This window comes from Lysinibacillus sp. NPDC093190, assembly GCF_050280425.1.
In the GTDB taxonomy this organism is placed as follows: domain Bacteria; phylum Bacillota; class Bacilli; order Bacillales_A; family Planococcaceae; genus Lysinibacillus.
Genome location: NZ_JBNNVG010000004.1, coordinates 153065 through 177238, shown reverse-complemented (window position 1 = coordinate 177238; position 24174 = coordinate 153065). Strand labels below are relative to the sequence as shown.

Below are 24174 nucleotides of genomic sequence, written 5' to 3'. Positions count from 1 at the left end.
ATGGAGCAAGCAAGACAAATGCTACAACATCATTTTGGCTATGATTCATTTCGCAATGGACAGGCACCAATTATTGAACAAACATTACGAGGTCAATCAAGTCTTTGTGTGATGCCAACTGGCGGAGGTAAATCAATTTGCTATCAAATTCCGGCACTCATGCTAGATGGCCTCACAGTCGTCATATCTCCTTTAATTTCTCTTATGCAAGATCAGGTAGAAGCATTACGTGCTGCAAATATTCCGGCCGCGTATATAAATAGTACTTTAACCGTGCAAGAAGTGAATGAAACGATGCAGCTAGCGAGTGCAGGGTATTTAAAGCTTCTTTATATAGCGCCAGAGCGATTAGAGAGTGCAACATTTTTACAGGTATTATCGAATTTATCTGTACCTTTGCTTGCTGTGGACGAGGCACACTGTATATCCCAGTGGGGTCATGATTTTAGACCAAGTTACCGAGCAATCCAAAAATTATTTACATTGTGGCCGCAAAAGCCAACTGTCTTAGCACTTACAGCAACAGCTACACCAGCTGTTTGTGACGATATTAGACAATTATTAGATATTGATGAGCAATCAACTGTAATTACCGGCTTTTCGCGCGATAATTTAGCATTCTCTGTGTTAATCGGTGAAAACAAAGAGCGCTACATAAAAAATTATTTAATGAAAAATAAAAATGAAGCGGGTATTATTTATGCAGCGACACGAAAGGCTGTAGACGCAATCTATGAGCTCTTAAGTCGCTCGGGCGAATCTGTAGCAAAATACCATGCAGGACTGTCAGAGGACATGCGTATGTCAGAGCAGGAGCGCTTTTTAAAAGACGAGGCGCGCATTATGGTAGCTACCAATGCATTTGGAATGGGTATTGATAAGAGTAATGTACGCTTTGTCATTCATTATCAAATGCCGCGCAATATGGAGAGCTATTATCAGGAAGCGGGACGTGCAGGGCGTGACGGCTTGCCAAGTGCCTGCATTTTGTTGTATGCATCAGGTGATGTTCAAACACAGCGCTTTTTAATTGAACAGACGCAGGATGAAACACGAATTGCCCAGGAATTAGCGAAGCTGCAAACGATGGTTGATTATTGTCATACAGAAGGTTGCTTACAAAATGCCATCTTAACATATTTTGACGACGAAGCAGGCAAGCCTTGTAGCCGTTGTAGTAATTGTAATGATGGACGGGAAGTTAAAGATGTGACAGTGGATGCACAAAAGGTGTTAGCCTGTGTCGTAAGGATGGGGCAAAAATTTGGTAAGACAATGGTCGCCCATGTGTTAATTGGCTCCAAAAATCAAAAGGTCGCTGAATTTGGCTTTGCAAGGCTGTCTACCTATGGCATTTTAAAAGGCCAATATTCCTCAAAGGATGTCTTAAACTTTATTGAGTTTTTAATTGCAGAAGGCTTATTGGCCGTTAAACACGGCACGTTTCCGACTATATATGTATCAGAGGAAGGCAAAGGGGTTTTACTTGGGAATCGACAGGTCATGCGAAAAGAAGCTGTCACTGTTCGCAAGCTTGTAGACAATGATCCGTTATTTGAGCATTTACGATTATTACGGAAAGAGATTGCAGATGAAGAGAAGGTACCACCGTTTGTTGTGTTCTCTGATAAAACATTACGTGATTTATGTGATAAAAAACCGACAGAGCTAGAAGACTTACGACATGTTAGTGGGATTGGTGAAGTGAAATTCGAAAAATACGGCAAGCGTTTCTTCGATGCTCTTCAGTCTTTTTTGAAAACAACAACAAACTAAAGGAAAAAGGGAAGTGCTTAGAATTTACGCACTTCCTTTATATTTGCAAAGTATTACAACTTACTATTTCTCCCAAAACTCGATTAGTCGACCATCAGGATCTTTAATCCAAATAAACTTTCCAAATTCACTAATCTCTTTTTCCTTTTCAAGAGTTACACCAATATGTTCAAGATGCTGAATCGTCTCGTTTATGTCACGTACTTGGAAATTTATCATCACTTGTTGTTCTGTTGGAAAATAACTGTCATCTTCGGTAAAGAAAGAAAAGATCGTCTCATTTCCTAATTGGGGTTTAATCACAGTCCCATTCCAATTTTCTATTTCAATCTTCAATACTTCACTGTACCATTTTTTTACAACATCAAGATTGTTAGTTCTCCAAAAAATTCCTCCGAAACCTTTTATCATCGTTTCAAACTCCTGTCTGTCGTTAAATTTTTGATTTTCGATTGAATGTTAAGTACAATTTTAACATAAATATCCATTTAAAAATCACTTCAAAAGAAAAACTAAAGAGGTGATTTTTATCCAAAGCTACAGTACCAAAAATAAAAAAACCCGGGAATAATATCCCGGGCATGATCCTCACTTACTTATAGTGCTCCATGACACACTGCCTCGCTTCCGCATAGATCTTAATTTTTTAAGACAACTGTGCTTTAGCTTTTCAGCTTTGATGGTCCTTCTGAGTTACCGGTCAGCCCCACTCATCGGGTTAACCCTCCTTGTCATTGGATTTGAAGTGAAATCTTTAATAGTATAGACCGGTTATTATTTTTTATACACGTTATTAAAAGAAATGAAAAAATCCATTTTGAAAACCTTTATACATTGAGTAAAATAGGTGAGTGTTAATCAAAATTGAATTTCTTATGTAAGTTATTTCTCCCAATGCTTATCGATAAACTGATCTCGGCCAGAAAGCACTCGGTCCTGCTGATAATGTTCCGACTCTTTTTTATAATAGTCTTGATGATAATCTTCTGCAGGGTAGAAGTGCTTGGCATCGCGAATTGTGGTTACGATAGGTTTATCAAAGCGACCACTTTTTGCTAGCTTTTCCTTGGATGCTTCTGCAATACGCTTTTGCTCTTCTGAATAAGTAAAGATTGCCGTCGAGTATGATTCACCACGGTCATGGAATTGACCATAAGCATCCGTCGGGTCAATTTGCATCCAGTAGATATCAAGGAGCTGCTCATAACTAAAAACGCTAGGGTCAAATTCAATTTCGACTACTTCTAAATGGCCAGAAGTTCCTTTTTTGACATCATCATAAGTAGGGTTGTCTAAATGGCCACCCATGTAGCCCGAAGTGACTTTATGTATACCATCCCATTCAACAAATGGCTTTACCATACACCAAAAACAACCGCCAGCAAACGTAGCTTTCTCAATCATCTTCATCATCCTTTCTTTCGTGAAAATATTATAGCATTATTTTGTTCATAACTGGCAAATAGGGTGTAAAATAACCTATAAATAATTGTTGATAGAATTCGCAACATCATTTAAAATGAACCTTTCTTTATATGGAATCGTTACATTAACTATAAAAAATAGAGGAGTTAACAGTTATGGAAGAGCAAGATTATACAAGACGCTCGCAACGTCCCCAAAAACGTCGCTTGCGTAAAGGGAGAACTTTCTTCACATTGCTATTACTTTGTGTCATTGTCATTATAGGTTATTCTGTTATGCAATATCGAAGTGGTCTAAAATTGGCAAGTGATACAAAGGTAGCCCAAGAGGATTTCACAGGTGATACAGTAAAGGGCGATGTTGAAAACTATTTATTATTAGGAATCGATTCTCGTGGTGAAGAAAAATCACGTACAGATACAATGATGGTATTATCTTGGAATAAGAAAACAAATGATGTTAAGCTCGTGTCATTAATGCGAGATATTTATGCGGATATTCCAGGTTATAAATCCTATAAGCTTAATACGGCCTACTATTTAGGCAGAGTTCAATTATTAAAGGATACGATTGGTAATATGTTTGGCCTTCCGATTAATCATTATGCAGTTATCGATTTTAAAAATTTTGAATCACTTGTAGATATTATTTCGCCAAATGGTGTTGAAATCGATGTAGACAAGGATATGTCCGAAAAAATTGGGGTTTCATTAAAACAAGGTGTGCATAACTTAAATGGTAAAGAATTACTTGGCTTTGCCCGATTCCGTCACGATGATAAAGGGGATTTTGGTCGGGTTGAACGTCAGCAAAAAGTTATCGAAGCATTAAAGAATGAAATTTTATCGCCTCAAAATATGTTGAATTTACCAAAATTCGTTGGTGCTGCACAAGGATATATAACAACGGACTATTCATCAGCAGGAGAGATTCAACAAGTGCTGAAAATGGTGTCGAAAGGTAAGGTCAAAATAGAAAAAGCAACTATTCCAATTGAAGGTAGTTATAGTTTCAAAAACATTAGTGGTGTCGGTGATTCAATTATTATTGATGTCGAGAAAAACAAAGAATTTTTACGTAATTTTTTAGGCATTTCCCTAGAGTGATTTTTCGCAAAATCCAACATTATCCTGTACTATATGGATATAGGATTTGTATTGGGGTGAGTAGATGGAAAAAGAAAGACCAAGGGAGCGTTCGAATTTCTTTTCAACGAAGTTTATTCGCTTTTTAGGTGGTAAAAACTTATTTTTTACACTGATTATTTTATTATTGTTAGCATGCGTTATTTTTATGTTCCAAAAAGTTTCCTTTATATTTACCCCGCTTAAAGTTTTATTTGAGGTAGTTATTCTACCAGGGGTACTCGCCAGTATTGGATATTATTTATTACGTCCAATAGTAGGGCTTTTCGAAAGATGGCGTATCCCAAGAGTTTGGGGTATCTTTCTTCTATATATCATTCTGATTGGCATAATAACGTTATTAGTAGTACTTGTCTATCCGTTTTTAAGAGATCAGTTTACTAATTTAGCACAGGAATTCCCAGGGTATTTTATGGCGTTTACACAAAATATCGCTGATTTTTTTAATAATTCACGTATCAACGAATACTTAGATAAAATTAATTTAAACTATGATGCAATGGTGAAAAATTTTACAACGGATGCGGTAGATACAGTAAAAAATACAGCTGCGAATTTAGCGCAAGGCGTGGCATCTGGTATTACTGGCTTCGTTTCAACGTTAACAGGAATTGTTTTATCATTAGTTACGGTGCCATTTATTTTATTTTACTTACTCAAAGATGGCGAAAAACTACCGAGTTTTATTTTAAAAATGTGCCCGCCACGCATGCGCAAAGAAGTACACGAAATTTTCCATGACATGGACAAGCAAATTAGTTCTTATATTCAAGGGCAAATTTTAGTGTCAATGTGCATAGGTGCCATGGTGACAATTGGCTTTTTAATTATCGGTATGAAATATGCCTTATTGCTTGGATTCCTTGCTATGATTACGAGTGTGGTTCCGTACTTAGGGCCAGTGATCGCCATTACGCCAGCGGTCATTATCGCTCTTGTAACATCTCCATTCATGCTTATTAAGCTAGCCATTGTTTGGACGGTCGTACAGCTCATTGAAGGAAAATTCATTTCTCCACAAATTATGGGTAAATCACTTAGTATTCATCCAATTACAATTATTTTCGTGTTATTAACGGCCGGTTCTTTATTTGGCGTACCAGGTGTCATTTTAGGGATTCCAGGCTATGCCATCATTAAAGTGCTTGTGTCACACTTATTCAAGCTATTTAAACACCGTTATAATCGTTACGAAGATGAGATCCATCAAAAATATGATGTGTAATGAAGAGACAGTTACTGCGAACGTGCAGTAGCTGTTTTTTTATTAAATTGATCCTTGCATTAACGATAAGAATCTTCCACTTAAGAGGTGTCAATATGTTAACCTTATATTAGGGTCGCAAAGAGGATGGAGGGAACAGAGAATGAATTTTATACCGATTAATTTACAAGAGAAATTAGCTAAATTCCAAGATCACTGGTCTCCAAAGGTTATTGCTGAAATGAATGATTATCAATTTAAGCTAGTCAAAGTACAAGGGGATTTTGTTTGGCATAAACATGAAGATACAGATGAAGTCTTTATCGTCATTGAAGGGAATTTAATCATTGAATTTCGTGTTAGTGTATGTTGAGGCTCAAGCACCTCTACATGATGTCCCAAGCTAAGAATAAAACTATAGAGCCATTCATTTTCTGGATACGCCTTTTTTACTAGCCAACTGCCATCCTCAGCTGGCAAAAGTTCTTCAATACCAAACCATTCTTCTGCTAAATGCCGAGCTTCATCCTGGAATCGAAAGACAACTACTGGTACATCGGATGGCTTGAATTTACGCTTGCCTTCGACATGCTTCTGAGTAGCTGGATCGAGCCCTTTCATTCTTTTTAGTTTAAAAAGGCGAAACTCTTTTTTCTCTAGACAATAAGCTTGAAGATACCATTGCCTCCCTTTGAGAATGAGCATATGTGGCTCTACTATTCGCTGGGATACTTCACCTTCTGCATTTGAATAGGTGAAGTAGGGAAAACATTGCTAGTCGTGCAGAAAAAATAGCGACAATTTACAAAAATGACAAAGCAACCTGACAATCAGTTGTCAGGTTTATTATTTTATACTGGTTTTATTCTATAATAAGGAGAATGATTTAGGACATAATGAACAAAAAAGTATGACTGAATGAAATCACATATCGTCTGAAGACAACATAACTACGAAATGAATTGAACCTAGCCGAATTGAGGTATTATCCTCCTTCACGTTAGCTGGAATTAGTACTGTTACAACAAACGAAGCCAAACGAAGCCAAGATGGCAAAATTGGTAAGTTATTCGAAAAGTTCCATTCTTAAAATATTGGTAAGAAGCTAGTAATTCATATACAAGAGGATGGTCATTATAGCTGTTACTTCAACTAACTATGAACAGGGAGATGCGGGACTTTATGAAGTAATGGTCAGCGTACATGTACAGGAACCATTACAGCTTCAAAACCTAGATATGATAAAAGCATTTACTGTTCCTGCTGCAAAATATGCTGTATTCGTCACAGAACGTGGACCAATTATAGAAATGATGCAGCGTACTTGGGCTGATATTTGGCAATGGTCACAGCAGCCAGGCAATAACCGAGCATTCACAGGTGATTTTGAATATTATAGCAAGGATATTAACCCAGAGGACGGACAGCAGAAATTTATATTTCGATAAAATAGCTTTCATGTTGTACTAGACAATTTGAATCGCTTTTAGAAATTTATTAATCGTACGATTGAGTATTGATTAGTTTGTTATTTTTAAAAAAGGAATGATTAATATGAGTGCAATTGAAAATAGCAAGGTGGAGGAAGTATTCAAACAGTATCCTAAACACATTCAGTCGAAACTATTGATTCTTCGTCAATTAATTTTGGATACGGCAATAGAGACAGAAAACGTTGATCATGTGGAAGAAACGGTAAAATGGGGAGAGCCTAGTTATATCACAAAAAAAGGGAGTACAATTAGATTAGGCTGGAAACAATCAAACCCAGATAAATACGCCGTGTATTTTAACTGTAATACGAAGCTAATTGATACGTTTAAAGAGGTTTATAGAGATTTATTCAACTATGAAGGTAATCGAGCGATTGTATTTGCTGAAAATGATGAAATACCAGTAAATGAATTAAAACAGTGCATTGCATTGGCACTCACTTATCATACTCGAAAACATCTACCAATGCTTGGGATATAATAAATAGACGTTAAAACATTTTTAGATGAAATTGTTTTACTTCAAAAACAACATATTAAACGATAGCAAAAACCCTTCCAACAATTAATGTTAGAAGGGTTTACATGTTGTTTATATGATTATTTTTGTGATGTAACTTGCATTTGTGCTAAACGATCAACAGCTTCTTGTAGCAATTCTTTCGGTTGTACTAAGGCTAAACGTAAATAGCCTTGTCCAGCTGAACCAAATACTGTACCAGGGACTGTCACGATACCAGCTTGTTCAATTATTTTAAAGGCTAGCTCTGTGCAGTCAATATCGTACGGATATTTTGCCCAAACGAACATGCCACCGTCAGAAGGGGCTGCATCCCATCCTAATGCACGTAAGCCGTTCATCAATGTTTTATGGCGTTCTGAGAATGTTGCACGTAGGCTTGCCGTAATTTCCTCTGCGTTATCAAGTGCTACGACCGCAGCATCTTGAATTGGCTCGAAAATACCGAAATCTAAATTTGATTTTAATTGTTTTAAGATCGAAATCATCTCAGCGTTACCAGCGATATAAGCGATACGTGTACCAGCAAGGCTGAAGCTTTTCGATAATGAGTTAATTTCCATTCCAACTTCTTTTGCTCCAGGAGCGGCTAAGAAGCTAATTGGGCCTTCACCTGAAAAGTAGAACTCAGAGTATGCCGCATCATGTAGAACGATGATGTTATATTTTTTCGCAAAAGCAATGACTTTTTCAAAATAGGCTAATGAAGGCATTGCAGGCACCGGATTACCTGGTAAGTTTAAAATTAATAGCTTTGCTTTTTGTGCAATATCTTCAGGAACAGCATCTAAGTCTGGTAAGTAATCGTTGTCAGCTGTTTGAGGCATATAGTAAGGTGTTGCGCCTGCTAGATGAATCCCTGCATCATAGGCAACGTAAGCTGGGTTAGTGGATAATACGATATCTCCTGGGTCACAAAAGGCGATTGGTAAATGCACTAATCCCTCTTGAGAGCCAATTGTTTGAATGATTTCAGAAGCGGGATCTAAATCTACATTGCTACGACGTTTATAATAACGACTAACAGCTTCATAAAAACGTTGCGTGCCTGTTAATGTATAGCCGTAGGATTCTGCTAAGCCCGCTCTATACGATAAATGTTCGCGGATTTTAGCGTCAGGGGGTAGGTCTGGACTACCTAAGCTTAAGTCAATCATTTTCATGCCTTTCGCTTCCTGTTGCTTAGCATGATTTTTTAAATCTCCGAAAATTGCTGCTGTAAATAAAGACATTTTTTTAGATGGTACGATTTTCAAACTAGTACACTCCTTATAGTTCTATAACAGAATAGTAGTTCACATTTTATCATACTAAAGCACATAAAGGAAAAGTTATTCTGAAAAAAGAATATATTTCTATAATAAAGAAGATGTGTGCTTAGGCTAGCAGATATAATTTAACTAAAGATGGAAATAATAACATTTGACGGAAAAAGTGATATGTTTCTGCTATCATGAAATGGAAAGGAGCTGTTAGTCATGAATGTCTATTCTTTAAGTGGTCCAAGTGGAACAGGGAAAAGTACAAGCGCACTTGTATTCGCCCATAAAATCGGGGTACAGGCTCTTATTGATGATGGTCTTCTCATTATTAATGGAGTGAAAGTAGCAGGAATCTCCGCAAAATTTGAGAAAAATACGATAACAGCTGTTCGTCGAGCCATTTTTACAGATGATATCCACCGTGAGGAAGTAAAAAAAGCACTTGATACATATAAGGTGCAGTCGATTATACTGATTGGCACGTCCGATAAAATGACAAAGACGATAGCTAGACAGCTTGAGCTTGGTCCTATCGATACATACTACTATGTTGAGGATGTGCGTTCCCAAAAAGAAATTGCAAAAGCTCGCTTTATTCGGCAGACACAGGGGAAGCACGTTATGCCAATACCGTACCGTCAAGTCGAACAAAACTTTTTTAAACGACTCGTTCAAAAAGGGATGGAGATTTTCTCTACAAAGCGTGAAAAAATAGGGGAGACGACGATTGTTCGTCCTGATTTTCAACAAGAGTATATTGATATCGGTAGGCATGTTTACGTACAGCTACTAACGTATTGCTGTGCAAAACAACATATCGTACACAAAGTCGAGCACGTTCAATTCGTATTAGGTGATCTAGCACAAGCAACGATTACATTACAGCTAAAGCTACCCATTTATTATTCCTTACCAGATCGATTGTATGCATTACAAAAAATGATACAAGCGGAATTTCATCAGCATTTTGGTTATGAATTAGATGCGATTCATCTCCACATTAAGTCGGTCGTGCTAAAGCGAAAATCTTAACAAACAGGTACTCCATTCGCAAGAGAGGCGAGCAGAGTACCTGTTTGTTATTTTGATTGGCGAGTAAATTGTGGTTGACGTTTTTCTACAAAGGCACTGCAGCCCTCCGTAAAATCCTTTCCGACAAACGGTGTTGAACCTTGCCATAATGTAGGTACACTGTCCACGCATTCTTGCACAGATTTCTTCACAGCTAGTAAAGATTCAGGTGACATTCCGGCAACTAGCTTACCCATGCGAATCATGTATTTATTTAAGTCTTTTTCAGTTACTAAGTAGTTAAGCATGCCAAGCTTAAATGCTTCTTCAGCTTTAAACATACGACCGGTAAATACTAAATCCTTTGTTGTAGAAGGGCCAACTAGTTGAACTAAACGCTGTGCAAATTTGTTATTTAAAGTGATGCCTAATTTACCGACAGGGATTCCTAGCTTTGCTTTTTCAGAGCCGATACGGATATCACAGGCTAATGCAAGCTCTAAACCAGCTCCCATTGCGGGACCATTTATTACGCCAATAGTTGGAATCGGTAAACGCTCAATTGTGGAAATCGTTTTTTCCATATGTACAAATGCTTCTTCTGCTTTTTCAAGGGAAATGGCGTTGAATTCTTTAATATCAGAGCCGGCCGTAAAGTTTTCACCAGAGCCGCGTAGAATCAATACTTTATTTTTCGGATTATCTAATACTTGTAGGGCAATTTTAGCTAATTGATCCCACATATTTGCTGTTAGCGCGTTTTTAGCCTGTGGGCGATGGATTGTAATAATCGCTAGCCCAGCAGTTTCTTGATAAATAATTTTTGCGTCTTCTGCTTCAAGTCGAGTTGTTTTTACTTGCATACTTGAAAAGCCCCCTAGATTTTATAGTTGATACACTTATTATATAACACAAACGGTGATAAACACTAAATTATACGAATTTTCATGTAAATAAGCCCTGTTATACAAGAATAGTGGCATTTTAAAGAAATTGTACTACAACAGTAAGAGGGGGATTGCTATTGTAAGAAAGCAAAAGATATGAGACACTGCTAGCGGACCATTTGAACATTGGAAGCAGGATAATGAATGAATACTACAGATTATCCGACATTACATTTTATATAAATTAATAATAAACGTACGCACCCAAAATATAGTAAACTAAATTTAAAACACGCACAATTTATAAGGAGGTAGCAAGATGAACACACTAGTGGACGCTTGGAACAGCTATTTATTACTTTTAAATTCTTTAAAGAAAAGTGCTGCTACTAAAAAGCAGTACAATATAGATGGACAGCAATTTTTAGCGTTTGCTCATGACAATAACTACTTGTATGTGGATCATCATTTAAAAGAATTGTTATTGGTATATAGTAATTATTTAAAAGAGACCTATACAAATGTCAACACATTTAATCATAAAATTGCTACATTACGAGGCTTTGTAGACTTTGTCTTTTTAAGAGAGTGGGTGGAGCCATTTGACTATGAGGGTATTTTAGAGCCAAAAAAGAGGCAAAAAGAAGCTTTAACATTACTGACAAAGAAGCAATTAATGCAAATTGCGAATATCTGGCCATCCTATTTTCAATACGCTAAAACAATGGAGCATGCATGGCTAGCAAGACGTAATGGTTGCATTGTCCAAGTACTGATGGAAACAGGATGTAAACCAGCAGAGCTTGTACGTATGAAATGGTCTCATATTCTTCTTGACTCATCGGTGATTTACATTGCTAATCAAAATGGCCGTAGAGAAATAAAGCTTTCTCCAATAGTAATGGACATGCTTTCGCACTATAAAGAGGCAACAGAGGAATTACATGAAGAAAAGTTAGGAGAATGGCTTTGGGTTAGCGACGCTAGTCAATCAAAAGCCATCTCAACAAAAACAATTGAACGAATTTTCCGAACAATATCAAAGGATATCGGCACAAATGTGAGAGCCACGGATTTGCGCTACACCGTCATGCAAAAGGCATTTCAAAGTGAAAAAACAGTCGAAAATATTCAAGAAAAAATGGGCTATGTTCGAAAATGGGTGCTTACGGAAAGACAGGAGCGTTTTGAATAAAGATAGTTTTTTCGTCTGTATTGGATTGTTATTAAGCGTGTACAAATTATTAATAACAATGGAAATTTGTGCACGCTTTTAAAAATTAATTAATGGAGGTTATCATGAATTATTTTAATAGTAAGGCATTTGAGGAACATTGAAAAAATACATATAGGGGTAGTGTCAGGAAAATGCGGATTTACAACGATAAGGAAATTCCAAATTAAAAAGCCCAACTTCTCTACAAATCAAAATAGAGAAATTGAGCTTTTCAGTTACTTCATTTATTTATTGAATTCATTAACTGGAAGAAGTATTCAGGTTTATGAGTCTTATTTAGGTTATACCATGAATGTAATGCATCTGGTGTAAATACATCTATTTTTTTCAGTACCTCCATTGCAAATTCCAGAGGAGCTATTCCTGATGCAGTAACTAAATTCGCATCAGATACCGCAGATCCCAACTCATAGAACTTTTCTCCTTTATAGTTAGGACATACCATTTTAGTATATTCTAAGCTATTACTTGTATGCTTTCTAGTATCTAAGTATCCCATATTCGCGAGGCCCTCAGTTGCACCACAAATTGCAGCAACAATAGTGCCAAGCTTTAAAGCTTGGCCAATTCTTTCCAAGATAGGTTGATGAATTTCTTCACTCCAAGTAGTCCCTCCTGGTAAAATTAAAAGATCTTTACTCTCAAGAGTACATTCATCAAGGGAAATATCTGGTTTTATGCTCAGTCCTCCCATAGTAGTAATCATTTCTTTATTAGCTCCTACTGTAATTACTTTTAAAGGTGCTAAATCTTTTTTGAAATATCTTCCTGAGTTTAGTTCAGCAATTAAATATCCATATTCCCAGTCCGACATTGTATTAAATACATATAGAAAAACTTTTTTTGTTTGCATCCAATAACACTCCAATCACAATTGATATAGCTATTATAATATAACTTCCCTGACAGTTAACGTCAGGGAAGTTATCATACTTGATGAAATTTTATTAATTCCGACAGAACTTCAATAAGTCTTTTTTTAAGACTTATTGGCTCAATAACTTTAATAGATTTATTGTACGGTAAAAGTAAATAAGGTACATATGTATGTATCATATCTTTTTCTAGAAGAAAAACTGCTTGATTTGAAGTCCGTTCTTGTAAATAATGTCCTAAAAACCAATGTTGGCAAATATCAGCCAATACACTTTTATCCCCATTAATAACCAAAGAAATAATCCCTTCCTTATCTTCTATAGTTGGAAGAAGATTTTTTATAAAAAAGTCACGTGCTGAAAAATTTTCTGGCCGGTTAAACTTATTTTCGGTTAGCATTAGACTTTCAATTCGATCTACTCTAAAACTACGGATATCATTCCTAAGATGACAAAATCCAATCACATACCACTTATTATTCCAATAGATAATTCTGTACGGATCGACCAATCTATAATTTAATTGCTTTTCGCCACTTTTATGGTAAAGAATTTTTACTGAGTTCCCGTCAGCTACGGCCTGCTCCAACTCCTTCAAAAAAGGTTCCATAGAGAGTGAACTTAATCGACTTATTACTTCAAGACTAGTTAAATGTTGGTTTATCTTTGTTTCCTGCTCTTGATTTGAGTATTTACTTAGTTTTGAAATGGCCCTATTTAGTGCTTCACCTCCATAATATCCGGCTTCTTCTGCAAAAACAGCAGCGTGAAATAGTGAAGTTTGCTCCTCAAAATCAAAAAAAAGAGGAGCCTCAATAAAATTGTTCAATAAAGTGTATCCACCGTTATGTCCTGGTTCTGAAATTATAGGTACGCCACTTGTTGAAATTGTATCAATATAACGATACACAGTCCTTATATTCATCTCTAACTTTTCTGAAATTTGTTTTGCAGTAATTTTTTCACCTGAACGAAGCATCCATAGAATTGCTAACATATTGTCAATTTTAGGCATATAATTCCACCTCTATATGAAATTTATTTTCTATTATATATTTCCGATTTTTGGTATAACTCATCAACTGTTCCTTTCCGATAGCTTTCTATATAATGAGGCCCTAGACACATTTGTAATTTCACAAATTTGATTTACAGTCATATCTCCCTCTTTATAAAGCTTTACTGCATAATTCATTCCTGCATGATTTTTATGGTACTTCTTTAACCGACCTTTAAACTTTCCTTCTTTCTTAGCCAGTTCAATCCCTTCACGCTGCCGCATACGGATAAGATCACGTTCTAATTGGTTTACACCCGCCATAACCGTAATTAAGAATTGGCTGTAGGGATTATCTTCTGATAAATCTAGCCATGTATCTTTTAAGGATTTTAAATTTGCCTTTTTACTCCGTATGTTATCGATTAATTCAAATAAATCTTGTGTACTCCGAGTAATCCGAGTTAAGTCCGTAACATAAATGATGTCACCTTCTTGTATATCCTCTAACATTTTTTGAAGTTGCTCACGATCTTTTGTTGCTCGGGAAACTTTTTCTTCAAAAATAATATCCATTCCGATTTCGTTCAGTTGCTGAAATTGCCTTGAAGGATTCTGGCTAGTTGAACTGACACGTATATAACCGATTTTTCGCAAAATATCACCTCATTTTTGAGACAAGTCTTATGAGAAGCTCTTAACTATGATTTTATCAGTCTCCTACACTTGTATCAATAGAGTACACTCTATTGATATATAATTGAACTAATTAACTGAATAATTACAGAAATGAGATGATACTGTATGAAAATTGCGAGAGGTAGAGAATTGCTTACACCAGAACAGCGGCAGGCCCTTATGCAAATTCCTGAAGATGAGTGGGTGCTAGGAACCTACTACACTTTTTCCAAACGAGATTTAGAAATTATAAATAAACGAAGGAGGTGGCGATATTTGAGGAGCCCCCTCATTGAAAGATAAAGATAGGCTTTCGCTTTATAATAAAACTTTGAATACTACATTTTTTGTTGATTTTGGTGAAGGTACTACCCACGGAAAGCGAGCATCCGTGGTGGAAATCAACCTAGCAGTTTAATAAATATGGTGTAAAATTAGTTGATCAACACACCTTGTTTGAAATCAAAGAATCGTCATGGTCTTCTTATAACTGACTGAAAATAATATTCTGAATTATAGAAATTTAAATGGTTTCTATAAATAAAAGACGCTAAAATTACCTATATTTTCTTTGTTTATCTAAAATAATTTTTGCTTACAATATGTTATTTTGACACATCTATTTATAAATTTAATAGGAGTTCATTCTATTATTAATATAAAAAATTCCTAAATGCATTTTTATTCATTTTTTATAATAAACATTAATCATTTACAAAATGTTACACTTAGTATTTTTTGATTCGAAAGGGTAAATGAATTAATTTTCCTAGCGATTATTTATAAAAAATAAATTGACAGTCAAATGTTTATGACTTAATATGAGTCTCAGCATAATAATATAGCTCTTATTAATAACCGTTGAGACGAGGGGTCGAAGATACGGTGGCCAAACAATTTAGTTCATCATGAATTAAATCCAGTGGGCCGAACCTGAGCACAAAATTTATCTTTTGTGAACAATAAGAGGAACAGCAGCTGATAGTATTCGAAGCTTTCCTTAAAATTGGGTGAGCTTTTTTTTATGCCCTAAAATCTATAAATTTGTTAGGAGCAGTGAAAATTGTCAGAAACAGTATTATTCACATCGGAGTCTGTATCGGAAGGACATCCAGATAAAATTGCAGACCAAATTTCAGATGCAGTATTAGACGCAGCATTATCACAAGATCCGCTATCACGTGTGGCATGTGAAGTATTCACAACTACAAACACAGTAATTGTTGGTGGGGAGATCACAACAAAAGCAGAACTAGATATCGAAAAAATTGCCCGTGATACCCTAATCGGCATTGGTTACACAGATGATCAGTTCGGTATTGATGGTCATAACTGCAATGTACAAGTTTTAGTACACACGCAATCTCCTGATATCGCAATGGGTGTTGATTCTTCAAGCGATACAAAAGAAGTTGGTGCAGGTGACCAAGGTATTATGTTCGGTTTTGCGACTAATGAAACTGAGAACTATATGCCTTTAGCAATTGAAATGGCACATATGCTTGTAAAACGTGCAACTGAGCAGCGTAAAAATGGTCAATTCAAATGGGCTCGCCCAGACATGAAATCACAAGTAACAATTGATTATTCAGATAGTATGCAACCTAAAATTGATACTGTGTTAATGTCAATACAACATGATGATGATTTTGACCGAGTAGCGTTTATTGATCACGTTACAGAAAATGTAATTAAAGCTGTTGCAAAGCAATTTGGTATGAATGAAGACTTCCGCATTTTAATTAATCCTACTGGTCGTTTCGTAGTAGGCGGACCACACGGAGATGCAGGTTTAACGGGACGTAAGATTATTGTTGATACTTATGGCGGCGCAGCTCGTCATGGTGGTGGCGCATTCTCTGGTAAAGACTGTACAAAAGTTGACCGTTCAGCGGCTTACGCAGCGCGATACGTTGCGAAAAATATTGTTGCAGCAGGCTTGGCAGATAAATGTGAAATCCAATTATCATATGCAATTGGTGTAAGTGAACCAATTAGTATCGCTTTAGAAACATTTGGTACAGAAAAAGTAGCGAAAGAAGAAATTTTAATAGCGATTCGACAATTGTTCGACTTAACGCCAACTGGCATTATTAACATGCTAAATCTACGTAAACCACAATATCAACAAGTTGCAGCTTATGGTCACTTTGGACGTAGTGATGTAAACGTAACTTGGGAAAAAACAGACAAAGTTTCAGAATTACAGCAACTCTTAGCAGTTGCTATGGGACAGTAATGGAGTGCGTGCAAGATCGAGTGGCTACAGAGGAGTTTTTAGTCACTCAAGACCGCATGCCATTATTTGAAGCTTTAGTCAATTATGCTAAACAAGAAGTTACGCCGTTTGATGTACCTGGACATAAAATGGGGCTTCATGAAAACCCATTAAAATGGACGCTTGGAGAAATGACATTAAGAATGGACGTAAACTCGATGAAGGAGCTTGATTTATTAAGTCATCCGGAATCGGTTATTAAAGAAGCTCAGCAATTAGCTGCACAAGCATTTAATGTAGACTACGCTTACTTTTTAGTAAATGGAACTACTGTAGGTATTCTGGCGATGATTTTAGCGACATGTAAACAAGGAGATACATTGATCGTTCCTCGTAACTGCCATAAATCAGTTATGAACGGCATTATATTAAGTGGTGCAAAACCAGTATTTATTCAACCTGAAGTTGATCAACATTTTGGTATTGCACACGGAATTTCAGTTGAAAATGTAAAATCGGCGCTTGCAGAAAATCCACAAGCGAAAGCTCTACTTGTGACGTATCCAACATATTTTGGTTCGATGAATAAACTGCAAGAAATTTGTAAACTCGCACATGAACAAAATGTAACAGTTATTGTTGATAGTGCACACGGAGCGCATTTAACATTTTTACTAGATGCAAACGATGCGATTAGTGCTGGTGCAGATGCAGTAACGATCAGTATGCATAAAACTGGAGGTTCATTAACGCAAAGTTCGCTTCTTTTACTACAAGAAAAACGAATCGATTCGAAGCATTTGCAAAAAGTATTAAATATGCTTCAAACGACGAGTGCAAATTATTTATTAATGAGTTCTTTAGATGTAGCACGAAGGGATTTAGCGGTGTTTGGACAACAACGTTATAGCAATTTAAAGTCAATTGTTGATGCGGCAATTGAAGAAATTGAAAATAATTCACGTTATGAAGTACTACAAGCTGAATACGTACAACAAAATTTCAATCAATCCTATGATTGGACAAAACTTGTTATTCGTGTGAACGATATCGGTTTAACTGGATTTGAAGTTTACACAATATTGAAACAACAGTATGGAATTCAAGTAGAACTTGCAGAAGGATATGTCATAATGGCAGTCATTAGTCATGTTGATACGAATGAAACAATCGGTAAATTAGTACATGCGTTAAAAGATATAGAATGTAATCACGCTAAAAAAGACGCGATTCAATCAGCTTATGTGACAGCGAATCAAATAAATAGATTAGCTATGACACCGCAACAGGCGTGTAATGCTGAAACAGAAACAATTTTAATTTATGATGCGGTAGGACGAATTAGTGCAGATACATTAATGATTTATCCACCGGGAATACCACTAGTAATCCCCGGAGAAGTTATTTCACAGGAATTAGTAGAATTATATAACTTCTATTTTCTTAATTTTGGGAATGTTTTGAACGAAACGAAAGAAGAAAATTATATAACAGTCGTAAGGGAGATAGATAAATGAGCATTGAATTATCAACATTAGGTAGACACGTATTAATCGAATTTTATGGTTGCCCAAGTGAAATTATTGAGCAAAACGCTTTAATCGAGCAGTTTATGAATGAAGCTGCAGACTATTCTGGGGCAACAATTGTAGAATCTTGTTTCCATCATTTCAACCCATATGGTGTTTCGGGTGCAGTAATTATTGCTGAATCACATTTAACGATTCATACTTGGCCCGAATACGGATTTGCATCTGTAGATGTTTACACTTGTGGCGACTCAGTAAGTCCTTGGAAAGCAGCAGAATATTTAGAACAAAAACTGCAAGCGAAAAAGACAGAATCATTTGAAGTACCTCGTGGAATGGCAGATAAAATCCGCCAATTTGCAGAACAAAAAATTGATACAATATTAGTGAAACAAGAAGTATTAGAGGGCGTGATTTAATGAAATGGTATACAGAACAATGGAGCAATCACTGTAAATTTTCAATCGGATACAACGAAGAAATTCATAGTGAACAATCTCCGTTCCAAAAAATCGATTTTTATAAAAGTGAAGAGTTTGGTACTTTCTTCACTTTAGACGAATTGATGATGGTCAATGAAAAAGATGAGTTCGTTTATCACGATATGATTACGCACCCAGCATTCGCTACCAACCCAGATATAAAAAAAGTATTAATAATCGGTGGTGGTGATGGTGGTACGGCTCGTGAAGTACTACGTTACAAATCAGTAGAAAAAGTAGTAATGGTTGAAATCGATGAGTTAGTATTCCGTTTAAGCCAAAAATACCTTCCAATTACAGCGGCTGGTGTCGAAGAAGATCCACGTATGGAAATAATTTTCGATGATGGTTTAGCTTACGTTCAAAACGCAGCTGATCAATCATTCGATTTAATATTAGTAGATTCTACTGATCCAATTTCAGTCGGTGAAGGTTTATTTACAACAGCTTTCTATAAAGAATGTTACCGTGTATTAAATGAAAAAGGAATTTTAATTAACCAACACGAATCACCATACTTCGCGGAGTATGCAGAAAACATGCGTAAAGCACATAAAAAAATAAAAGGTATTTTCCCAATCGCAAGCGTATATCAATTCCATATGCCAACATATCCATCGGGACACTGGCTATTCGGATTTGCTTCAAAAGCATTACATCCAATTAAAGATATACAAGTAGATGCTTGGGACAAATTTGGTCTAAAAACGAAATATTATAATACAGATTTACACGTTGGTGCATTCGCACTTCCTACATTTGTGAAAGAGGCACTTGATTGTGATGAACGTTAGCACTTTTATTGGTTGCGAAAGTGACTAGTCTAATTCAGAAATCGTATTATTCGGTATTCTTTTCGACGGAACAACTAGTTTTCGTCCAAGAACCGCTTTGCAATGCAAGTAATTCGTCAGATTAGGTAAACCAGAAGTTTAAACTTATTGCATAAAAAAGTGAATAAACACAAAAAAGTCGCCCAAGAGGCGACTTTTTTTGTTGTAGGTCTAAAGGTGGAAGATAAATAGTATTTAATAGAAATATTGACAATTATTTTTCAGACAACTAAGCTTAATTAATAATAGAGCTGGAGAGGGGATTGCCAGTGGAATTCATTAAATTAAATTGTCCGAATTGCAATGGAAAAATTGAATATAGAGAGGGACAATCATTCAAATGTCCTTTTTGTGAAACTGAAATAATGTTGAAAGAGAATAAAGTTTATTATGTTGATCAGACGATTAATAATTATTATGGTACAACTTCTGCGAATAAAGCTACACGTCCAAAAACGAATTTAAAAGCGCTTTTAATGATACCGATTGTCATCCTTTGTGTATTCCTTGGCTATTTTCTTTTGAGCGGCAATCAAACAGAATATGGTAACCATGAGGACATACCTGTTCGGAAAATGCCTGAAAGCGAAGTTCTTTTATTCTTTTTAAAAGATATTTTTGATAAAGGTGAGGCTATGCCGACTAAAGAAGAAATCGCAAGTATCCGTTATTTGGCAGCCTACTATTCTGAAAATCAGTGGCATTTTGATTACAGTCTTGACGATCCATTTACAAATAAGCAAGCCGAAATTTCTAACTATATTATTATGGATAAATTATTAAATACACAGAAAATCGAACAAAAAGATTTTGAAGCCTTCACTGGTCTGACGGTATTGAATTTAATGGGCGATTATGAAATATCACAAAGTGAAAATGTAAGCTTCCGACATCTAGAAGGTTTAAAAAGCTATACAGGTAGCTTTAATGAATCTTTTAGTAAAATTGCTGAATATTTTAGCGATAAGTCTAATGTTGTAGAGCTCTCTATTCAAATTAGAAGTAATGAAGAGCTTGCTTTATTATTAGAGTTTCCTAATCTTCAATCACTTGAAATTTCGTATTACACCGAGACGGTTACAGACTTCCCTCTTCTGAATAAACTGCCGTTAAAATCATTGTCTTTAAGATTTGCCAACGATTTGAAGTGGTTGTCTTCATTAACTGATTTAGAGTCGTTAACAATAGATTTTAGTGAAGCGACAGATTTTAGCTCATTCTATTCACTGAATCAATTACAAGAATTGAAACTTACAGCGGTAAAAAATTTAAAAACGCTTGATTTTATACAAAACATGCCCAACTTGCAATCGCTTGATCTTGAAAATATGGATATTACGAATGTCGAACGCCTTAGAGAAAAGTCTTCATTGACAAAACTGCGTTTAGCTTCTCTTTATAAATTAGAATTGCTTGATATTGTGAACAGCCTGACTTCACTGACCGATTTATCGATAACTGGTTATAGTGGCCAAATAGCATCGATTGTAGCACCTCATTTAAAAAAAGCGGAATTAAAAAGTACTTTCCTACCCAAGTTAGAGGCACCAGCTTTAAAAGATTTGACGGTTGATATAAGTGGAGCACAGTCGTATTTGAATGGAGCAGAATTACTGAAATACCCACAGCTAGAACAACTTACAGCAATGGAGTCTGGCGATTTTATAGGCATCGGTTCTTTAAATCGTCTCCCAAATCTGCAAACAATAAAGTTAAATGAGACCACTTTTTATGAAGAGACGAGTGAATTATTCAATTTACAGCATGTAAAAACGTTAAATTGTACTAAGTGTAAGTTTCAAATTAATAGTCAAAATTCGTTTAATAACAACAAACTGGAACATTTAACTTTGAATGATGTATCTTTCCGAATAGGTAATGGTGACTGGGTGTATGAAGTTGATAAGGTTATGCCTTACTTTGCTGGCTTTTCAGCTTTGCGTTCATTCACTATACAAGATAGTTCACTACAATCGTTAAGTTTTATGGAAAATTGGCAACAAATTGAGGTGCTTCATTTGGAAAATAATGCTATATCAAATGTAGAGCCTTTAGTGAATTTGCCCAATTTGAAAAAGCTATATATTTTAGGAAATCAGGCGCAAAATAAATCTGTTCTAGACAATGGAATTGTGATTTATTGAGGCAATGTGAATATAAATATAAATCCTCACTGGTTATTCTGTTCGAAAAAATATTAATGAATCTAAGCTCAGCAAAATGGTTAGTGTTCTGCTAAAATATAGGGTAGAATAACAGTGGATTTTCCGTTGAAGCATTTATGGGAAGATTTTATAAAAAAATCAATTTGACGTTTTGTACTATTTTTTGTATTATATTGAAGAAAAGAATGCCCGGACTAGAACGGGAGAGGTTCATAGCTGATACCCTCTATAAAAAACTATGGAAACATGATAATATGCCATGTCCATATAGGACGTGGCTTTTTTCTATGTTTTTACTTATGTTTTAATAGAATGATTGGTGATGCCTCTCTTGAAAAGTGTTGGGAAACATTTTACAAGGAGGTTTTTTTATGTCTGGCCGAAGCCATGAAGAAGGTTGAGGGATTTAATATTATTGGGTAACCAAGGTACACAATATTCGTTAAAAAACTAAGAAGAAAGTAGCACTTTTTCTTCTTCGATATAAGGGAGTTTTTATAGATGAAACAGGAAAAAGCGATTGTTGTATTTAGTGGAGGTCAGGACAGTACAACCTGTTTGTTCTGGGCAAAAGAACGTTTTGAAAAGGTTGAGGCAGTAACTTTTGATTATGGCCAAAGGCATCGTCTTGAAATTGAATGTGCGAAGGTGATAGCAGGGGAGCTCGGTGTCAAGCATCACATTCTTGATATGTCACTCCTGAATCAGCTTGCTCCAAATGCATTGACACGACAAGATATAAAAGTAGTAGACGGAGGAAATGGTGAGCTTCCATCGACTTTTGTACCTGGTCGAAATCTTCTGTTTCTATCATTTGCGGGCGTTTTAGCGAGTCAAGTAGGAGCTAAGCATATTGTAACTGGCGTTTGTGAAACGGATTTTAGCGGATATCCGGATTGCCGAGATGTTTTTATTAAATCCTTGAATGTAACGTTAAATTTATCGATGGATGATTCCTTTGTGATTGATACACCGTTGATGTGGCTGAATAAGGCACAGACATGGGAGCTTGCTGATCAGTTTGGGGCACTTGAATTTGTTCGGGAAAGAACGTTGACTTGCTATAACGGTGTAATAGCAGATGGCTGTGGTGAATGCCCAGCATGTAAACTGCGAAAAAAAGGGCTTGATGAGTATTTAAGTTATAGGAAGGAGTCTTAAGGTATGTCAGATTTCAGAATCGTCGAAAAGCTCCAAAAAATAGATGAAGATATTCAAAGAAATCAATTGAACTATCATGCAAAGCGTGTTCTTGTAAGCAAAGAATTTACCTTCGATGCTGCTCATCATTTACATAATTATGAGGGGAAATGTAAAAACCTGCACGGCCATACGTACCGCGTAGTTTTAGGACTGAGTGGATACACAGATGAACGCGGTTTGATGATTGATTTTGGCGATATAAAAGGAATATGGAAAGAAAAAATAGAGATTCATTTGGATCACCGTTATTTAAATGAAACGCTTCCACCTATGAATACGACGGCTGAGAACATTGTTGTTTGGATTTACGAAAAGTTGGCTGAGGCTTTGCTTGATGAACAAAGATATAACGGTGCGCGTGTAGAGTTTATCCGGCTATATGAAACTCCGACAAGCTATGCAGAAGCGAGACGGGAGTGGATGGAAGTTGAGTAAGATACCTGTTATCGAGATTTTTGGACCGACGATTCAAGGCGAGGGAATGGTAGTTGGCCAGAAGACAATGTTTGTGAGAACTGCCGGCTGTGACTATTCCTGTTCTTGGTGTGATTCATCGTTTACGTGGGATGGCAGCGGAAAACATCTTATTGTCCAAATGACAGCGGAAGAGATTTGGTCTGAGTTGAAGCGTCTTGGAGGCAGTGGCTTTTCATTTGTCATGATTTCAGGCGGCAATCCTGCACTCCATCAAAATTTGGAAGAGCTCATTGCAATTTTAAAAGAAAACGACATAAAAGTCGGGGTGGAAACACAGGGAAGTAGGTGGCAAAAATGGATGTATGAGATTGATGAACTGACAATCTCACCAAAGCCACCTAGTTCTGGAATGACCACTGACTATTCGGTGCTCTCTAATATCTTCGAAAAACTTAAAAATCGAAACAGTAATCACCATATATCCCTCAAAATAGTCGTTTTTAATCAAGAGGATTACGATTATGCTAAACAAATTCACCATCGATATCCGATGATTCCTTTTTATCTCCAAGTCGGTAATGATGATCTCACGACAACTGACAATTCACGATTAATTATACATTTATTAGATAAATATCATGCGCTGATTGATAGAGTGATTAAGGATGAGGAATTAAGAGATGTTAAAGTACTGCCACAGTTGCATACCCTTGTTTGGGGGAATAAAAGAGGTGTATAGTTTAAGATGGCATTAATTGAAGATTAAAATCCGAAAACAATAGATCTTAATAAAACCCCTGATTCTTCTGCCTAGCGT

General features: G+C 36.1%; 23 protein-coding genes, 3 pseudogenes and 1 riboswitch. Of the genes and pseudogenes, 18 read left to right on the top strand and 8 right to left on the bottom strand.

The features are described from left to right. The gene (recQ, locus tag ACQKOF_RS05515) at nt 1-1776 is read left to right on the top strand and encodes a DNA helicase RecQ (RefSeq protein WP_427554451.1); all 1776 of its coding nucleotides are present in this window, start codon (nt 1-3) and stop codon (nt 1774-1776) included. Between the two features lie 63 nt (nt 1777-1839). On the opposite strand, the gene ACQKOF_RS05510 is transcribed toward recQ, so the two are convergent. Then, entirely contained in the window at nt 1840-2187 is a 348-nt protein-coding gene (locus tag ACQKOF_RS05510) for a VOC family protein (RefSeq protein WP_427554449.1), read from the bottom strand. A gap of 471 nt (nt 2188-2658) precedes the next feature. Beyond that, a complete protein-coding gene (gene msrA / locus ACQKOF_RS05505; protein ID WP_427554447.1) occupies nt 2659-3180 on the bottom strand; it encodes a peptide-methionine (S)-S-oxide reductase MsrA in 522 nt (173 codons plus the stop codon). 176 nt (nt 3181-3356) lie between these two features. Between msrA and ACQKOF_RS05500 the strand changes: the two genes are divergently transcribed. From ACQKOF_RS05500 to ACQKOF_RS05490, 3 genes and pseudogenes are all read left to right on the top strand, one after another. After that, nucleotides 3357-4307, top strand: a complete 951-nt coding sequence (locus ACQKOF_RS05500; RefSeq protein WP_427554445.1) for an LCP family protein — start codon at nt 3357-3359, stop codon at nt 4305-4307. Nucleotides 4308-4371: 64 nt separating this feature from the next. Further along, nucleotides 4372-5571 (top strand): AI-2E family transporter, encoded by a 1200-nt coding sequence (locus ACQKOF_RS05495; protein ID WP_427554443.1) that lies wholly within the window; start codon nt 4372-4374, stop codon nt 5569-5571. A gap of 142 nt (nt 5572-5713) precedes the next feature. Beyond that, a pseudogene (locus ACQKOF_RS05490) lies at nt 5714-5908 on the top strand (cupin domain-containing protein); the annotation flags it as partial. Between the two features lie 68 nt (nt 5909-5976). On the opposite strand, the pseudogene ACQKOF_RS05485 reads toward ACQKOF_RS05490, so the two are convergent. Continuing rightward, nucleotides 5977-6255, bottom strand: a pseudogene (locus tag ACQKOF_RS05485) (WYL domain-containing protein); the annotation flags it as partial. A 422-nt stretch (nt 6256-6677) separates the two neighbouring features. Here ACQKOF_RS05485 and ACQKOF_RS05480 point away from each other — a divergent pair. Further along, on the top strand, nt 6678-6998 hold the full coding sequence (locus tag ACQKOF_RS05480; RefSeq protein WP_427554441.1) for a GyrI-like domain-containing protein: 321 nt from the start codon (nt 6678-6680) through the stop codon (nt 6996-6998). A 106-nt stretch (nt 6999-7104) separates the two neighbouring features. Further along, nucleotides 7105-7524 (top strand): DUF1801 domain-containing protein, encoded by a 420-nt coding sequence (locus tag ACQKOF_RS05475; RefSeq protein ID WP_427554439.1) that lies wholly within the window; start codon nt 7105-7107, stop codon nt 7522-7524. Between the two features lie 119 nt (nt 7525-7643). On the opposite strand, the gene ACQKOF_RS05470 is transcribed toward ACQKOF_RS05475, so the two are convergent. Beyond that, nucleotides 7644-8819, bottom strand: coding sequence for an aminotransferase class I/II-fold pyridoxal phosphate-dependent enzyme (locus ACQKOF_RS05470; RefSeq protein ID WP_427554437.1), 1176 nt, complete (start codon nt 8817-8819; stop codon nt 7644-7646). Nucleotides 8820-9041: 222 nt separating this feature from the next. On the opposite strand from ACQKOF_RS05470, the gene ACQKOF_RS05465 reads away from it, so the two are divergent. Continuing rightward, entirely contained in the window at nt 9042-9857 is an 816-nt protein-coding gene (locus ACQKOF_RS05465) for a hypothetical protein (RefSeq protein WP_427554435.1), read from the top strand. A gap of 47 nt (nt 9858-9904) precedes the next feature. Here ACQKOF_RS05465 and ACQKOF_RS05460 read toward each other — a convergent pair whose 3' ends face one another. Further along, a complete protein-coding gene (locus ACQKOF_RS05460; protein ID WP_427554433.1) occupies nt 9905-10699 on the bottom strand; it encodes an enoyl-CoA hydratase/isomerase family protein in 795 nt (264 codons plus the stop codon). Nucleotides 10700-11042: 343 nt separating this feature from the next. Between ACQKOF_RS05460 and ACQKOF_RS05455 the strand changes: the two genes are divergently transcribed. Then, the gene (locus ACQKOF_RS05455) at nt 11043-11918 is read left to right on the top strand and encodes a tyrosine-type recombinase/integrase (protein WP_427554431.1); all 876 of its coding nucleotides are present in this window, start codon (nt 11043-11045) and stop codon (nt 11916-11918) included. Nucleotides 11919-12180: 262 nt separating this feature from the next. Here ACQKOF_RS05455 and ACQKOF_RS05450 read toward each other — a convergent pair whose 3' ends face one another. From ACQKOF_RS05450 to ACQKOF_RS05440, 3 genes are all read right to left on the bottom strand, one after another. Then, the gene (locus tag ACQKOF_RS05450; RefSeq protein ID WP_427554429.1) at nt 12181-12813 is read right to left on the bottom strand and encodes a type 1 glutamine amidotransferase family protein; all 633 of its coding nucleotides are present in this window, start codon (nt 12811-12813) and stop codon (nt 12181-12183) included. A gap of 74 nt (nt 12814-12887) precedes the next feature. Further along, nucleotides 12888-13850, bottom strand: coding sequence for a helix-turn-helix transcriptional regulator (locus tag ACQKOF_RS05445; protein ID WP_427554427.1), 963 nt, complete (start codon nt 13848-13850; stop codon nt 12888-12890). A 63-nt stretch (nt 13851-13913) separates the two neighbouring features. Continuing rightward, nucleotides 13914-14489 (bottom strand): recombinase family protein, encoded by a 576-nt coding sequence (locus tag ACQKOF_RS05440; protein WP_427554425.1) that lies wholly within the window; start codon nt 14487-14489, stop codon nt 13914-13916. A 147-nt stretch (nt 14490-14636) separates the two neighbouring features. Here ACQKOF_RS05440 and ACQKOF_RS05435 point away from each other — a divergent pair. The 10 genes and pseudogenes from ACQKOF_RS05435 to queE form a co-directional block, all read left to right on the top strand. Then, nucleotides 14637-14777 (top strand): annotated as a pseudogene (locus ACQKOF_RS05435) (DUF4158 domain-containing protein); the annotation flags it as partial. A gap of 25 nt (nt 14778-14802) precedes the next feature. Further along, nucleotides 14803-14928: a hypothetical protein gene (locus tag ACQKOF_RS05430; RefSeq protein WP_427554423.1), complete on the top strand. Its 126-nt coding sequence runs from the start codon at nt 14803-14805 to the stop codon at nt 14926-14928. A gap of 645 nt (nt 14929-15573) precedes the next feature. Next, complete coding sequence (gene metK / locus ACQKOF_RS05425; RefSeq protein ID WP_427554421.1) at nt 15574-16749, top strand: methionine adenosyltransferase; 1176 nt, start codon at nt 15574-15576, stop codon at nt 16747-16749. Then, entirely contained in the window at nt 16749-18245 is a 1497-nt protein-coding gene (locus tag ACQKOF_RS05420) for an aminotransferase class I/II-fold pyridoxal phosphate-dependent enzyme (protein WP_427554419.1), read from the top strand. Before metK ends, ACQKOF_RS05420 begins: the two co-directional genes overlap by 1 nt. Further along, nucleotides 18242-18676 (top strand): adenosylmethionine decarboxylase, encoded by a 435-nt coding sequence (gene speD / locus ACQKOF_RS05415; RefSeq protein ID WP_082332640.1) that lies wholly within the window; start codon nt 18242-18244, stop codon nt 18674-18676. Before ACQKOF_RS05420 ends, speD begins: the two co-directional genes overlap by 4 nt. Further along, on the top strand, nt 18676-19533 hold the full coding sequence (speE, locus tag ACQKOF_RS05410; protein ID WP_427554417.1) for a polyamine aminopropyltransferase: 858 nt from the start codon (nt 18676-18678) through the stop codon (nt 19531-19533). Before speD ends, speE begins: the two co-directional genes overlap by 1 nt. Nucleotides 19534-19841: 308 nt before the next feature. After that, complete coding sequence (locus ACQKOF_RS05405; protein WP_427554415.1) at nt 19842-21716, top strand: leucine-rich repeat domain-containing protein; 1875 nt, start codon at nt 19842-19844, stop codon at nt 21714-21716. Between the two features lie 220 nt (nt 21717-21936). Next, nucleotides 21937-21983: riboswitch (PreQ1 riboswitch) on the top strand. A gap of 255 nt (nt 21984-22238) precedes the next feature. Then, on the top strand, nt 22239-22898 hold the full coding sequence (gene queC / locus ACQKOF_RS05400; protein WP_427554413.1) for a 7-cyano-7-deazaguanine synthase QueC: 660 nt from the start codon (nt 22239-22241) through the stop codon (nt 22896-22898). 3 nt (nt 22899-22901) lie between these two features. Further along, nucleotides 22902-23375 (top strand): 6-carboxytetrahydropterin synthase QueD, encoded by a 474-nt coding sequence (queD, locus tag ACQKOF_RS05395; protein ID WP_427554411.1) that lies wholly within the window; start codon nt 22902-22904, stop codon nt 23373-23375. After that, complete coding sequence (gene queE / locus ACQKOF_RS05390) at nt 23368-24096, top strand: 7-carboxy-7-deazaguanine synthase QueE (RefSeq protein ID WP_427554409.1); 729 nt, start codon at nt 23368-23370, stop codon at nt 24094-24096. Before queD ends, queE begins: the two co-directional genes overlap by 8 nt. The last annotated feature ends 78 nt before the right edge of the window (nt 24097-24174 follow it).

What these genes read in the sequence shown, in the direction of transcription:
- recQ (WP_427554451.1), top strand. Translation starts at nt 1, where the DNA reads ATGGAGCAAGCAAGACAAATGCTACAACATCATTTTGGCTATGATTCA.
- ACQKOF_RS05510 (WP_427554449.1), bottom strand. Translation starts at nt 2,187, where the DNA reads ATGATAAAAGGTTTCGGAGGAATTTTTTGGAGAACTAACAATCTTGAT.
- msrA (WP_427554447.1), bottom strand. Translation starts at nt 3,180, where the DNA reads ATGATTGAGAAAGCTACGTTTGCTGGCGGTTGTTTTTGGTGTATGGTA.
- ACQKOF_RS05500 (WP_427554445.1), top strand. Translation starts at nt 3,357, where the DNA reads ATGGAAGAGCAAGATTATACAAGACGCTCGCAACGTCCCCAAAAACGT.
- ACQKOF_RS05495 (WP_427554443.1), top strand. Translation starts at nt 4,372, where the DNA reads ATGGAAAAAGAAAGACCAAGGGAGCGTTCGAATTTCTTTTCAACGAAG.
- ACQKOF_RS05480 (WP_427554441.1), top strand. Translation starts at nt 6,678, where the DNA reads ATGGTCATTATAGCTGTTACTTCAACTAACTATGAACAGGGAGATGCG.
- ACQKOF_RS05475 (WP_427554439.1), top strand. Translation starts at nt 7,105, where the DNA reads ATGAGTGCAATTGAAAATAGCAAGGTGGAGGAAGTATTCAAACAGTAT.
- ACQKOF_RS05465 (WP_427554435.1), top strand. Translation starts at nt 9,042, where the DNA reads ATGAATGTCTATTCTTTAAGTGGTCCAAGTGGAACAGGGAAAAGTACA.
- ACQKOF_RS05460 (WP_427554433.1), bottom strand. Translation starts at nt 10,699, where the DNA reads ATGCAAGTAAAAACAACTCGACTTGAAGCAGAAGACGCAAAAATTATT.
- ACQKOF_RS05455 (WP_427554431.1), top strand. Translation starts at nt 11,043, where the DNA reads ATGAACACACTAGTGGACGCTTGGAACAGCTATTTATTACTTTTAAAT.
- ACQKOF_RS05450 (WP_427554429.1), bottom strand. Translation starts at nt 12,813, where the DNA reads ATGCAAACAAAAAAAGTTTTTCTATATGTATTTAATACAATGTCGGAC.
- ACQKOF_RS05445 (WP_427554427.1), bottom strand. Translation starts at nt 13,850, where the DNA reads ATGCCTAAAATTGACAATATGTTAGCAATTCTATGGATGCTTCGTTCA.
- ACQKOF_RS05420 (WP_427554419.1), top strand. Translation starts at nt 16,749, where the DNA reads ATGGAGTGCGTGCAAGATCGAGTGGCTACAGAGGAGTTTTTAGTCACT.
- speD (WP_082332640.1), top strand. Translation starts at nt 18,242, where the DNA reads ATGAGCATTGAATTATCAACATTAGGTAGACACGTATTAATCGAATTT.
- speE (WP_427554417.1), top strand. Translation starts at nt 18,676, where the DNA reads ATGAAATGGTATACAGAACAATGGAGCAATCACTGTAAATTTTCAATC.
- queC (WP_427554413.1), top strand. Translation starts at nt 22,239, where the DNA reads ATGAAACAGGAAAAAGCGATTGTTGTATTTAGTGGAGGTCAGGACAGT.
- queD (WP_427554411.1), top strand. Translation starts at nt 22,902, where the DNA reads ATGTCAGATTTCAGAATCGTCGAAAAGCTCCAAAAAATAGATGAAGAT.